This is a genomic window from Ornithinicoccus hortensis (assembly GCF_006716185.1).
GTDB lineage: Bacteria > Actinomycetota > Actinomycetes > Actinomycetales > Dermatophilaceae > Ornithinicoccus > Ornithinicoccus hortensis.
Genome location: NZ_VFOP01000001.1, coordinates 2461596 through 2474049, shown reverse-complemented (window position 1 = coordinate 2474049; position 12454 = coordinate 2461596). Strand labels below are relative to the sequence as shown.

The window sequence follows — 12454 nt, the reverse complement described above, 5'->3', positions numbered from 1 at the left end:
CCCGTAGGGTCAACCCCCATGGGCACCGCCATCGCCATCACGATCGGTGTGATCGTCATGGCCGGCGGCGCGGTGCTGCTGGGCTGGCTGGTCCGGTCCCGGCTCGTGCTGGGTAGCCCGGAGGACCAGGCCACCTACCGGGTGCTGCACATCACCAGCCTGGCCACGCCAGAGCTGCGGGCCGGGCTCCACGCCGGGGCCGGCCGGGCCGCGCGCCACCTGAGGGCCCTGCTCGGCACGGAGGCCCTGGCGCTGACCGACGGCCGGGAGCCCCTGGCCTGGGACGGTGTCGGTGAGGACCGACACGCCGCGCAGGCACCGGGACACGCCACGGACGCGGTGCAGGACGGTTCCACGGCGGTCCTCGGGCCGGAGGCGGTGGCCTGCGGCGACCCGGAGTGCCCGGTGAAGTTCGCGATCACGGCCGCGCTCACGACCGAGGACCACGTGGTCGGCGCGCTCACGGCATACACCGCGGGTCGCCCTTCCGCACGACTGGTCCGGGCCGTCGAGGAGGTGGCCCGATTCGTCTCCGGCCAACTCGAACTCGCCCAGCTGGACCAGTCCCGGGCCAAGCTGGCCGAGGCCGAGATCCGCGCCCTGCGCGCCCAGATCTCCCCGCACTTCGTCTACAACTCCCTCGGCGCCATCGCCTCCTACGTGCGCACCGACCCCGAACACGCCCGCGAGCTGCTGCTCGAGTTCGCCGACTTCACCCGCTACTCCTTCCGCCGCCACGGCGAGTTCACCACCCTGGCCGAAGAACTGCGCTCCATCGAGCGCTACCTGATGCTGGAGCGCGCCCGGTTCGGCGAGCGTCTGGAGGTCACCCTGCGGGTGGCGCCCGAGGTGCTGCCGGTGGCCGTACCCTTCCTGTGTCTCCAGCCGCTGGTCGAGAACGCAGTCCGGCACGGGCTGGAGGGCCAGCCGGGCACCGGGCGGATCGTGATCGTGGCCGAGGACGCGGGGAACGAGGCCACCATCAGCATCGAGGACGACGGCGTCGGCATGGACCCGGACCACGTGCTGGCCACCCTCGTCGGGGAGAGCGGCGACCACGTGGGCCTGGGGAACGTGGACGAGCGGCTGCGCAGCGTCTTCGGGGACGAGTACGGGTTGGTGGTCGAGACCGCGCCCGGGGCCGGGACCAAGGTGAGTATGCGGGTGCCCAAGTACTCCCCCGGCGTCCACGCCAGCTGAGGGCCGGGCCGCCCTGCCACCGGCCGCGGTGACGCTACCCTGCCGGTATGCCGTGCGTCCTCGCCGTCGACGACGAACCGCCTGCCCTGCGCGAACTCGCGCACCTGCTGGGCGGCGATGAGCGGGTGGACCGCGTGCTCACCGCCGCCGACGGGGCCGCCGCGCTGCGCGTCCTGGAGCAGGAGGACGTCGACATCGTCTTCCTCGACATCCGGATGCCCGGCCTCTCCGGCCTCGACCTGGCCCGGGTGCTGGCCCGGTTCCGGCAGCCGCCGGCCGTCGTCTTCGTCACCGCCTACGACGACCACGCCGTGGACGCCTTCGACCTGCGCGCCGTCGACTACGTGATGAAGCCCTACCGGCCGGAGCGCCTGGCGGCCGCGCTGGACCGGGCCCTGCACCAGGTGGAGGGCCCGGAAGAGGCCGGACGGACCGACGACGAGACGATCCCGGTGGAGCTGGGCGGCGTGACCCGCTTCGTCGCCCGCCGGGACATCGTCTACGTCACGGCCCAGGGCGACTACGCCCGCCTGCACACCGCCGAGGGCAGCCACCTGTTGCGGGTTCCGCTGGCCACCCTGGAACAACGGTGGGCCGACGCCGGCTTCGTGCGGATCCACCGCAGCCACCTGGTCGCGCTGCAGCACGTGCAGGAGATCCGGGTGGAGGGCGGGCGCTACACCGTGGTCGTCGGCGGCGAGCAGCTCTCGGTCAGCCGGCGGCATACCCGCGACCTGCGGGACCTCCTGGTGAACCGGGCGGGCGGGTGAGCGAGCGGGTCACCGTCACCCACCCGCGGCGCAGCCGTCCCCGGGTGCGCCCCGCGACGGTCCGCGCCGAGATCGACGAGCAGACCGGCCTGGGTGTCGTCTACATCACCTCCCTGGTGCGCTCCCAGCTCCGGCTCGGGGTCGCCGTCCTGGCGGTGTCGCTCGGCGTCCTGGCGCTGCTGCCCCTGGTGTTCCACCTGTTCCCGGCCTCCACGGCGGTCCAGGTCTTCGGGATCGCGCTGCCGTGGGTCCTGCTCGGGGTGGTGGTCTACCCGGCGCTACTCGCCGCGGCCTGGTTCTACGTGCGCAACGCCGAGCGCGTCGAGCGCGACTTCGTGGACCTCGTCGACCGCCGATGAGCCCCACCCTCGGCCTGGCCGCGATCCTGGCCACCGCCGTGCTGACCATCCTGGTCGGGGCGATCGGCGTCCGCGCCGCCCGGACGACCAGCGACTTCTACGTGGCTTCCCGGTCGGTCACCCCCTGGTGGAACGCCTCCGCAATCGGCGGGGAGTACCTGTCCGCCGCCTCGTTCCTGGGCGTCGCCGGACTCGTGCTGGCCTACGGCGCGGACATGTTGTGGTTCCCGGTCGGTTATACCGCTGGATACCTCGTCCTGCTGGTGCTGGTCGCCGCCCCGTTGCGACGGTCCGGCGCCTACACCCTGCCCGACTTCGCCGAGGCGCGGCTGGAGTCGCTGACCGCCCGGCGAACCGCCAGCATCCTGGTGGTCACCATCGGTTGGCTCTACCTGCTCCCCCAGTTCCAGGCGGCCGGGCTGACCGTGCGGACGGTCACCGGCGCCCCCCGCTGGGTCGGCCCGGTGCTCGTCGCGGTGGTCGTGCTCGTGGGGGTGCTCGCGGGCGGGATGCGCAGCATCACCTTCGTGCAGGCCTTCCAGTACTGGCTCAAGCTCACCGCCCTGGCCCTGCCCGCCGTCTTCGTGCTCCTCCTCTGGCGGGCCGACGGGGCGCCCACGCTGCACCAGGACGGCCTCCCGACGTTCACCGAGACCACCACGGTGGAGGTCGCGACCGGCGTGTCGGTCTCGGTGGGCGACCCCGTCCGGGTGGTCGTCGACGGTGAGATCGACGGCACCGTGCACGACGGACCCCTGCTGCTGGAGCGCGGGAGCCACGCCATCGCCAGCGGCAGCGAGCTCACTTTCCCCGCCGGCTCGGCCATCCCGCACGCCGACGCCCTCCAGCCGCTGGCCGGCGAGGAGTGGGTGCTGCCGCTGCGGTCGGCCACCGACTACCCGCTCTACGCCACCTACTCACTGATCGTCGCGCTGTTCTTCGGCACGATGGGCCTACCCCACGTCCTGGTCCGCTTCTACACCAACCCCGACGGCCGGGCCGCCCGGCGGACCACCCTGGTGGTGCTCGGCCTGCTCGGCATCTTCTACCTGTTCCCGACCATCTACGGCGCGCTCGGTCGGCTCTACACCCCGGACCTGCTGCTCACCGGCCGCACCGACGCCGTCGTCCTCCTGCTGCCCGGGCGGTTGATCGAGGGCACGGCCGGGGACGCCCTGTCGGCGCTGGTGACCGCCGGTGCCTTCGCCGCCTTCCTGTCGACCTCCTCCGGTCTGACCATCTCGGTCGCCGGCGTGCTCTCCCAGGACCTGATCGGCCGGCGGGTGCGCAACCCGGTCACCGCCTTCCGGCTCGGGGCCTCCCTGGCGCTGGTCGTACCGATCGCGCTCGCCCTCGTCAGCCCCTCCCTCGGGATCGCCGACGTCGTGGGGCTGGCCTTCGCGGTGGCCGCGTCCTCCTTCTGCCCGCTCCTGCTGCTGGGCATCTGGTGGCGCCGGCTCACCTCCGTGGGTGCCATCGCCGGCCTGGTCACCGGCGGCGGGCTGTCCACCCTGGCCGTGGTGGCCACCATCGTGGCGTCGCCGGCCGGGGGCTGGTGGGCCCCGCTGCTGGCGCAGCCGGCCGCGTGGACGATGCCCCTGGCGTTCCTGGTCATGGTACTGGTGTCGCTGGCCACCCCGGGCCGCGTGGCCGCCGGGGTGAACCGCACGATGGTGCGGCTGCACACCCCGGAGAGCGTGGACCTGGACCGCGGCGACTGGGACCCCGAGGACCGCTGGCGGTCCCGGACCAGCTGACCGTTCGTCCGCCCGGGGCGACCGTTCGTCGCGACCCAGGTGTCCGCATACCGATGCCTTATGCCGTCCACCGTCCGTCCCGCGCGGCAACCTCCCGCCGGCACCGCTCCCGCCCCTAGCGTGACCGTTGTCACACCGCCGTGACCCGGCGGACCCGACCCGCGGAGGAGTTCCTGTGCATCCCACCGTCCCGCCGAAGCCCGAGGTGAGCTGATGGACCAGCAGCAACGCCAGCAGTACTGGAAACGCAACCTGCGCCTGATGGCGGTCCTACTCACCATCTGGGCCCTGGTCTCCTTCGGGGCCGGGATCATCTTCGTCGAGCCGCTGAACAACGTCTCGTTCCTGGGCGTACCGCTCGGCTTCTGGTTCGCCCAGCAGGGCTCGATCATCACCTTCCTCATCCTGATCGCCGTCTACGTCTGGCGGATGGACAAGCTCGACGCCGAGTACGGCATCACCGAGTACGAGGAGGAGGTGCGCCACTCGTGAGCGACGTCCAACTGTGGACCCTGATCTTTGTCGTGGTGTCCTTCGGCCTGTACATCTACATCGCCTACGCCAGCCGGGTGAACACCACCTCCGGCTTCTACGTCGCCGGCGGCGGCATCCCGGCACCGGCCAACGGCGCCGCGATCGCCGCCGACTGGATGAGCGCCGCGTCGTTCATCTCGATGGCCGGCATCATCGCGTTCAGCAGCAACGGCTACAGCGGATCGGTCTACCTGATGGGGTGGACCGGCGGCTACGTGCTGCTGGCCCTGCTCCTGGCGCCCTACCTACGCAAGTTCGGCAAGTACACGGTGCCCGACTTCGTCGGTGACCGGTACTCCGAGGCCGCCCGCCTGGTCTCCGTGGTGTGCGCGATCGTGGTCTCCTTCGTCTACGTGGCGGGCCAGATGTCCGGGGTCGGCGTGGTGTTCCAGCGCTTCCTGGGCGTGGACACCACGGTCGGCGTCATCATCGGCATGGTCATCGTCTTCGTGTATGCCGTGTTCGGCGGCATGAAGGGGATCACCTGGACCCAGGTGGCCCAGTACAGCGTCCTGATCGTGGCCTACCTGATCCCGGCCTTCGCGATCTCCCAGAAGCTCACCGGGATCCCGGTGCCGCAGATCGGTTTCGGTCAGATCATGGACGAGCTCAACGGGTTGCAGAACGACCTGGGCCTGGGCGAGTACACCTCGGCGTTCACCCAGATGAACATGCTCAACATGATCCTGATGACGGCAACCCTCATGTTCGGCACCGCCGGCCTGCCGCACGTCATCGTCCGCTTCTACACGGCCCGCAGCGTTCGTGCCGCCCGGTTCTCGGCGTTGTGGGCGCTGTTCTTCATCGCATTGCTCTACACGACGGCGCCGGCGATCGGGGCGTTCAGCAAGTTCAACGTGCTGAACCAGATCCCGGGGACCGGGGTCGACGACGTGCCCGAGTGGTTCGCCTCCTGGCGGGACGTCGGGCTGATCACCGTCAACGACCTCAACGGCAACGGCGTGATCGACGTCGACGGCGGCATGGGCGACGCGTTCGAGCTGGCGATCAACAACGACATCGTGGTGCTGGCCACCCCCGAGATCGCCGGCCTGCCGGCGCCGATCATCGGTCTGGTGGCCGCCGGCGGTCTCGCGGCCGCTCTGTCGACCGCCTCCGGCCTGCTCCTGGTGATCTCGTCCTCGGTCGCCAACGACGTCTACTACAAGAAGGTCAACCCGCAGGCGACCGAGGCCCGACAGCTCATGGTCGGCCGGATCGCCATGGGGTGTGCCATCGTCGTCGCCGGCTACCTGGGCATCAACCCTCCGGGGTTCGTGGCGCAGGTGGTCGCCCTCGCCTTCGGCCTCGGGGCCGCGAGCTTCTTCCCGATCCTCGTCCTGGGGATCTTCTGGAAGAAGTGCACGGCGGCCGGGGCGACCGCGGGCATGGTCGCAGGTCTGGGCACGACCCTGGCCTACCAGGTCTGGACGATCGATATCTACGGCGGCAGCGACGGGTTGTTCGGCATTTCCGAGACGAGCTTCGGCGCGGTCGGGATGTTGATCAACTTCGTGGTGACGATCATCGTCTCGCAGTTCACCACGAAGCCGACGCCGACCATGCAGAAGCTCGTGGAGGACATCCGCTACCCGGGACGCAGCGAGCTGGTCGCGGCCCACGCCAGCGGCAGCCTCGAGGAGGAGCAGCTCCACGGGGACGGCCCGGACGGGGAACCGTCCGCGACCTGACCCACCCCGGTGGTGCGCCGCGCGGTCCTGTCACCGCGCGGCGCACCATCCACCACCACGTCGAGCATCCGCACCGACTGACACCCGCACCCGCTTCCGGCGCCGCCGGGAGCCCCTGACGTTAGGCTGAGACCGATGGCCACCCAGACCGCCGCTCCCACCGGCACCCGCCGGCGCAAGATGCCCGGCCAGTGGAGGTTGCTCGCGGCCTCCGCGATGATGCTCGTCGGCGCCTTCCTCCCGTGGCTGTACACCCCTGCCGGGCCCGTCTCCGGCATGCAGGGGCCCGGCATGTGGACCGCGACCTTCGGGATGATCGCGCTGGCCGGTGCCCTCGTCCCCGTGCGACGGCTGGCCGCGTGGCAGGCGCTCGCCAGCGCCGCGATCGCGCTGGCGCTGCCGGTCTGGCAGTTCGTCCACGTCTTCGGCAAGGTCGGCATGCAGGGGTGGATGCCGGGGCCGGGTCTGGTCCTCACCTTCGCCTCCGGCGTGCTGTGCGCCGTCGCGGCCCGGCAACTGTTCAGCGCCCGTCCGCGTCCGGCCTGAGACCGCCCCGCCTGCCGGACGTCAGAGGTACTGGCCGGTGTTGCCGCGCTCCAGCGACCGGCCGGGGCTGGCGCCGTCCTTGCCCGACACGAGGGTGCGGATGTAGACGATGCGCTCCCCCTTCTTGCCGGAGATCCGGGCCCAGTCGTCCGGGTTGGTGGTGTTCGGCAGGTCCTCGTTCTCCTTGAACTCGTCCACGCAGGCCTGCAACAGGTGGTCCAGGCGCACCCCGTGGGCGCCCACGGTGAGCAGGTCCTTGATCGCCATCTTCTTGGCCCGGTCCACGATGTTGTTGATCATGGCGCCGGAGTTGAAGTCCTTGAAGTAGAGGATCTCCTTGTCGCCGCCGGCGTAGGTGACCTCCAGGAACTTGTTCTCCTCGATCTGGGCGTACATCCGCTCGACCGCCGCGGCGATCATCGCCTCCAGGGTCTCGGCCCGGTCGTCGCCGTGAGCGGCGAGGTCGTCGGCATGCAGCGGCACCGTGTCGGTGAGGTACTTGCTGAAGATGTCCCGGGCGCTCTCGGCGTCGGGACGCTCGATCTTGATCTTCACGTCCAGGCGACCGGGCCGCAAGATGGCCGGGTCGATCATGTCCTCCCGGTTGGAGGCGCCGATCACGATCACGTTGTCCAACCGCTCGACCCCGTCGATCTCGGCGAGCAGCTGCGGGACGATCGTGGTCTCCACGTCGGAGGACACGCCCGACCCGCGGGTGCGGAAGAGCGACTCCATCTCGTCGAAGAAGACCACCACGGGCGTGCCGTCGCTGGACTTCTCCCGGGCCCGCTGGAAGATCATCCGGATGTGCCGCTCGGTCTCCCCGACATACTTGTTGAGCAGCTCGGGGCCCTTGATGTTCAGGAAGTAGCTCTTGGCGTCCGTCCGCCCGTTCTTCTCCGCGGTCTTGCGGGCCAGCGAGGCCGCGACGGCCTTGGCGATCAGCGTCTTGCCGCACCCGGGCGGGCCGTAGAGCAGGACCCCCTTGGGCGGGCGCAGCTGGTGCTCGGCATACAGCTCGGTGTGCAGGAAGGGCAGCTCGACGGCGTCCTTGATCTGCTCGATCTGGCTGGTCAGCCCGCCGATGTCCTCGTAGGAGATGTCCGGCACCTCCTCCAGGACCAGCTCGCTGACCTCGGACTTGGCGATCCGTTCGTAGACGAACCCGGCGCGTCCGTCCATCAACAGACCGTCCCCCACCCGGAAGGTGCCGGGCTCCAGAGAACCGGCGACCCGGCATACCCGCTCCTCGTCGCCGCGCACCAGGACCAGGACTCGCCCGTCATCCATCAGTTCCTTGACGGTGACGACCTCCCCGATCGTCTCGTAGGAGGCCGCGGCCACGATGGTCTGGGCGTCGTTGAGCAGCACCTCGCGGCCGGGGGCGAGGGCGGCTCGCGGGATGTCCGACACGGCGCTGGTGCGCAGCTTGCGCCCGCCCAGCGAGATGTCGACCAGGCCGTCGTCGTGGCGCTCCAGGACGAGGGCGTGGCTCAGCGGCGGGTTGCCCATCGCGTCGAGGTCCTGGCGCAGGTTGAGGATCTGGGCCTTGGCGTCCTTGAGGGTGCGGGCCAGCTGCTCGTTCTGCGACTGCATCCGGCCCAGGCGCTGGCTGAGCGTCATCACCTGCTGCTCCAGGAGGCGCGCCCGCGCCCCACCGGTGGCCGGACCGGGCCGGGCCCCGTCCGCGTGCGGGTCGTTGGGTGTCGAAGTCACGACGCCTCCTTCAGCTGCGTCCTCCTACGCTAACCCGCCGGGTGGCGCCGGCCCCACCTGACCCACCCGCGCGCCGGGGCTACTCCGCGGACGCGTCCCGCGGAGCGCTCTGCGCCTGGCGGTCGACGTCGCGCCGGACGCGGCGGATCCGCTTGTCCGTGCGGGTCCGTTCGCCCACGTCCTCGGGGGTCCACTCGTCCTCGTGCGGGGTGTAGTCGGCGCCGTATGCCCCGGACGCGGGCCGCCGCTTGCGCGCCGGGGCCTCGGTGTCGGGTGCGAGCCGGCGCACGGTGAGCAGGAAGCCGGTATGCCCGTGCATCCGGTGCTCGGGACGCACCGCCAGACCCTCCAGGTGCCAGCCGCGCACCATCGACTCCCAGGCCTGGGGCTCGGTGTAGCCGCCGTGGTCCCGGGTCGCCTCGGCCACCCGGGACAGCTGGGTGGCGGTCGCCACGTAGCAGATGAGGACGCCGCCGGGGGTCAGCGCGTCGTAGACGACCTCGAGGCAGTCCCACGGCGCGAGCATGTCCAGCACCACCCGGTCGATGCTGCCCGCCTCGACCGTCGCCGGGAGCGACTCGACCAGGTCACCGACGGTGACCTGCCAGGCCGGGTGGTCCGCGCCGAAGAAGACCCGCCCGTTGGCCTGCGCGATCGCCGCGAAATCCTCCCGCCGCTCGAAGGAGTAGAGCCGGCCCCCGTCACCCACCGCGCGCAGCAGGGACAGGCTGAGCGCCCCGGAGCCCACCCCGGCCTCCACGACGCGCGCCCCGGGGAAGATGTCGGCCATGGTCACGATCTGCCCGGCGTCCTTGGGGTAGACCACCTGGGCGCCCCGCGGCATCGACAGGACGTAGTCGGACAGCAGGGGTCGCAGCGCCAGGTAGTCCGACCCCGAGCTGTGCGTGACCACGGTGCCGTCGGGGGCCCCGATCAGGTCGTCGTGCCGGATGTGGCCCCGGTGCGTGTGGAACTGTTTGCCGGCCTCCAGGCTGATCGTGTGCATCCGGCCCCGCGGGTCGGTGAGCTGCACGCGGTCCCCCTCCCGGAACGGACCGCGCCGCAGGGTCGCCCCGGTGGGGGCCTGGGCGGACTGGGGGCTGTGCTCGCTCGCGGGTTCGGTCACGGTCGGACAGTCTAGGTCGGGGAACGGCTCAGTCCGCACGCCCGTGGATCAGGCCGAGGACCCGGCCGGCACGGTCCCGCACGGCCACCAGCGGGGTCCCCACGGTCTGCATCGCGATCACCACCGGGGTGACCGGGTCGTCCGGGTCGGCGGTCACCACCCAACCGGCCGGTTGCCGGCGCAGCACCGCGTCGATGGGGGTGGCCCCGCGCGCCCCGGCGGGGACCTGCTCCACGGCACCGAAGTCGACGATGCCCACGGGGGTCCCCGTGGCGTCCACCGCGACGGTGTCGGTGTTCGGGTGGGCCGGGGGCAGCGCCGACACCGGGATGTCCGCCGCCACGAGCACGGCCGGTCGGCACACGTCCCTGACCAGGGTGCCCTCCATCCCCCGGCGCGCCTTGCCGACCCTGATCGCGTCGCTGGCCCCGAACCAGAGGAACCCGCCGATCAGCAGCAGCCACAGCACCCGGCTCATCTCGATCTGCTGTCCCCGCAGGAGCGGTAGGCCGACCGCCCACCACAGTCCGACCAGCACCACCAACCGTCCGCACCAGCCGGCGACCAGCGTCCCCAGGCCCCGGCTGCCGCTCAGCTTCCAGACCAGGGAGTCGACCAGGAACCCGCCGTCCAGGGGCAGCCCCGGCAGCAGGTTGAACGCGGCGACGAAGGCGTTGGCGTAGGTGAAGCCGGCCGCCAGCAGCCACGGGACGCCGGGCTCCAGGGTCTGGGTGACCAGCCAGCCCAGTCCGGCGAGCACGGCGTTGGCCAGCGGGCCCACGACCGCCACCAGGGCGCTGCGGCCCGGGGTGCTGTCGGCGGAGTCGTAGGCCGTGTGGCCGCCCCAGAAGTCGGCCACGATCCGGTTCACCCGGTAGCCGCAGGCCTTGCCGACCAGCGCGTGGGCGGCCTCGTGGACGAAGACGGAGAACAGCAGGAGCAGCGCGAAGGCGAAGGCCACGGCATACGAGCCCGCACCCAGCTCGGGCACCAGGCGACGGACCACAGGGCCGAAGAGGACGAGGATCACGACCGCCACGAGCACCCAGCTGGCCCCGAGGTACACCGGGACCCCGGCGAGGCGCCCCACGCGCCACCCGTGGCTGCGCCGCGCGGAACCGGTCATGGAGCGAGCCTAGGTGACGCACGGTCCGGGCCGTCGGTGGCGTTCCGTAGGGTGCCCCCATGTCGCCCGCACTGTCGCCGAGCCGCGCCTCGGACTTCATGCAGTGCCCGCTGCTCTACCGGTTCCGGGTCGTCGACCGCCTCCCCGAGCCGCCCAGTGCGGCGGCCGCCCGGGGGACGCTGGTGCACGCCGCGCTCGAGCGGCTCTTCGATCTCCCGGCGCCCGAGCGCACCCCGGAGGCGGCGGTCGCCCTGCTGGAGCCGCAGTGGGCCAGGCTGGTCGAGGCCGAGCCGGAGCTGGCGACCCTGCTGGTCGACGAGGAGGCGGGCGCCGACGCCTGGTTCGCCGGTGCCGCGGAGCTGGTGCACCGCTGGTTCACCCTGGAGGACCCGCGCTACCTGGAGCCGGCCGAGCGGGAGCTGTATGTCGAGGCGGAGGTCGACGGGCTCGTGCTGCGCGGGTACGTGGACCGGCTGGACGTCGCCCCCGACGGACGCCTGCGGGTGGTCGACTACAAGACCGGACGGGCCCCCTCGGAGACGTTCGAGGGCAAGGCGCTGTTCCAGATGAAGTTCTACGCCCTGGTGCTGTGGCGCACCCGGGGCGTCATCCCCACCGTGCTGCAGCTGGTCTACCTGCGCGACGGGCAGGTGCTGCGGCTGGAGCCGGACGAGGCGGACCTGCTCGCCACCGAGCGCAAGGTGCGTGCCCTGTGGCTCGCGATCGAGCGCGCGGCGACGACCGGCGACTGGCGTCCGCGGCGGTCCCGCCTGTGTGACTGGTGCGCGCACAAGCCGCTGTGCCCGGAGTGGGGTGGCACGCCGCCGCCGCTGCCGGAGGACTCCGCGCTCCTGGCGGTCGACCCCCGCCGGACCGGTGCGGCTACTCCGGCCGACGACGCAGCGGACTGACCGCCTCGGCCAGGTCGGCGGCGCCCAGCCCGTCCAGACTCGCGACCTGCACGCTCAGCGGGAGGTCGGGCACCGAGACCATGTGCGGCACGACGATCGTCGGGACCCCGGCAGCGGTCGAGGAGCGGGCGCCGTTGGGCGAGTCCTCCACCGCGACGCAGTCGCCGACCGGCACGCCCAGCGCCTCTGCGGCGATCTCGTAGGGGTCCGGGTGCGGTTTGCCCCGCGGCACCGTGTCCCCGGTAACGACCGCGGCGAAGGTGTCCTCGGGCAGGGCCTGCACCAGGACGTCGGCGAAGACCGTCCAGCTCATCGTCACCAGGGCCATCGGGATCCCGAGACCGGTGAGCTCCTCCACCAGCTCCCGGGCCCCCGGGCGCCACGGCAGGCGTTCCTGGGTGCGCCGGACAACCCCGTCGAGGAGCCGGCCCACGACCTCCTCCGGGGTGCCGGTGACGGGGGTGCGCTCCAGGATGATCCGGGCCGAGGTGAGCAGGTCGTTGCCCACCAGGTCCAGCCCGTCCTTCTCCGTCCAGGTGCCGCCGGCCTCCCCCACCATGGCGTGCTCCTCGGCCATCCAGTAGGGCTCGGTGTCGATCAACGTCCCGTCCATGTCCCAGAGGACGGCGGCGGGCAACGGGCGGGCGAGAGGTTCACGGCTCACCGGATGATCGTAGGTGCTGGCCGTCGGCGGTCGGGACCGTAGGGTGAGACCAGT

General features: G+C 71.7%; 12 protein-coding genes. 8 read left to right on the top strand and 4 right to left on the bottom strand.

Annotated elements, in window-relative coordinates:
* The first annotated feature begins 18 nt into the window (after positions 1-18).
* From FB467_RS11480 to FB467_RS11450, 7 genes are all read left to right on the top strand, one after another.
* Positions 19-1200, top strand: a complete 1182-nt coding sequence (locus FB467_RS11480; protein ID WP_141785216.1) for a sensor histidine kinase — start codon at positions 19-21, stop codon at positions 1198-1200.
* A gap of 47 nt (positions 1201-1247) precedes the next feature.
* Complete coding sequence (locus FB467_RS11475) at positions 1248-1970, top strand: LytR/AlgR family response regulator transcription factor (protein WP_141785215.1); 723 nt, start codon at positions 1248-1250, stop codon at positions 1968-1970.
* A complete protein-coding gene (locus FB467_RS11470) occupies positions 1967-2329 on the top strand; it encodes a DUF485 domain-containing protein (protein WP_141785214.1) in 363 nt (120 codons plus the stop codon). Before FB467_RS11475 ends, FB467_RS11470 begins: the two co-directional genes overlap by 4 nt.
* On the top strand, positions 2326-4086 hold the full coding sequence (locus FB467_RS11465) for a sodium/solute symporter (protein ID WP_141785213.1): 1761 nt from the start codon (positions 2326-2328) through the stop codon (positions 4084-4086). The genes FB467_RS11470 and FB467_RS11465 overlap by 4 nt, the downstream gene beginning before the upstream one ends.
* A gap of 213 nt (positions 4087-4299) precedes the next feature.
* Entirely contained in the window at positions 4300-4578 is a 279-nt protein-coding gene (locus FB467_RS11460) for a DUF4212 domain-containing protein (protein ID WP_141785212.1), read from the top strand.
* A complete protein-coding gene (locus tag FB467_RS11455; protein ID WP_141785211.1) occupies positions 4575-6311 on the top strand; it encodes a sodium:solute symporter family protein in 1737 nt (578 codons plus the stop codon). Before FB467_RS11460 ends, FB467_RS11455 begins: the two co-directional genes overlap by 4 nt.
* Before the next feature lie 135 nt (positions 6312-6446).
* Positions 6447-6857 carry a hypothetical protein gene (locus FB467_RS11450; protein ID WP_211350595.1) on the top strand — a complete coding sequence of 137 codons (411 nt, stop codon included), beginning with the start codon at positions 6447-6449 and terminating at the stop codon, positions 6855-6857.
* A gap of 21 nt (positions 6858-6878) precedes the next feature.
* Here FB467_RS11450 and arc read toward each other — a convergent pair whose 3' ends face one another.
* The 3 genes from arc to FB467_RS11435 all read right to left on the bottom strand — a co-directional run bounded on the left by arc (position 6879) and on the right by FB467_RS11435 (position 10825).
* Positions 6879-8480 carry a proteasome ATPase gene (gene arc / locus FB467_RS11445; RefSeq protein ID WP_141786623.1) on the bottom strand — a complete coding sequence of 534 codons (1602 nt, stop codon included), beginning with the start codon at positions 8478-8480 and terminating at the stop codon, positions 6879-6881.
* Between the two features lie 172 nt (positions 8481-8652).
* Positions 8653-9699, bottom strand: a complete 1047-nt coding sequence (locus tag FB467_RS11440) for a tRNA (adenine-N1)-methyltransferase (protein ID WP_228393043.1) — start codon at positions 9697-9699, stop codon at positions 8653-8655.
* A gap of 28 nt (positions 9700-9727) precedes the next feature.
* A complete protein-coding gene (locus FB467_RS11435) occupies positions 9728-10825 on the bottom strand; it encodes a site-2 protease family protein (RefSeq protein ID WP_141785210.1) in 1098 nt (365 codons plus the stop codon).
* A 59-nt stretch (positions 10826-10884) separates the two neighbouring features.
* On the opposite strand from FB467_RS11435, the gene FB467_RS11430 reads away from it, so the two are divergent.
* Positions 10885-11736 carry a RecB family exonuclease gene (locus tag FB467_RS11430; RefSeq protein WP_141785209.1) on the top strand — a complete coding sequence of 284 codons (852 nt, stop codon included), beginning with the start codon at positions 10885-10887 and terminating at the stop codon, positions 11734-11736.
* On the opposite strand, the gene FB467_RS11425 is transcribed toward FB467_RS11430, so the two are convergent.
* On the bottom strand, positions 11708-12400 hold the full coding sequence (locus FB467_RS11425) for an HAD family hydrolase (protein ID WP_228393042.1): 693 nt from the start codon (positions 12398-12400) through the stop codon (positions 11708-11710). The genes FB467_RS11430 and FB467_RS11425 overlap by 29 nt on opposite strands.
* Positions 12401-12454: the final 54 nt, after the last annotated feature.

Bases quoted from the DNA above. Each gene is read 5' to 3' on its own strand.
- FB467_RS11460 (WP_141785212.1), top strand. From the start codon at position 4,300: ATGGACCAGCAGCAACGCCAGCAGTACTGGAAACGCAACCTGCGCCTG.
- FB467_RS11475 (WP_141785215.1), top strand. From the start codon at position 1,248: ATGCCGTGCGTCCTCGCCGTCGACGACGAACCGCCTGCCCTGCGCGAA.
- FB467_RS11480 (WP_141785216.1), top strand. From the start codon at position 19: ATGGGCACCGCCATCGCCATCACGATCGGTGTGATCGTCATGGCCGGC.
- FB467_RS11430 (WP_141785209.1), top strand. From the start codon at position 10,885: ATGTCGCCCGCACTGTCGCCGAGCCGCGCCTCGGACTTCATGCAGTGC.
- FB467_RS11450 (WP_211350595.1), top strand. From the start codon at position 6,447: ATGGCCACCCAGACCGCCGCTCCCACCGGCACCCGCCGGCGCAAGATG.
- FB467_RS11465 (WP_141785213.1), top strand. From the start codon at position 2,326: ATGAGCCCCACCCTCGGCCTGGCCGCGATCCTGGCCACCGCCGTGCTG.
- FB467_RS11435 (WP_141785210.1), bottom strand. From the start codon at position 10,825: ATGACCGGTTCCGCGCGGCGCAGCCACGGGTGGCGCGTGGGGCGCCTC.
- arc (WP_141786623.1), bottom strand. From the start codon at position 8,480: ATGACGCTCAGCCAGCGCCTGGGCCGGATGCAGTCGCAGAACGAGCAG.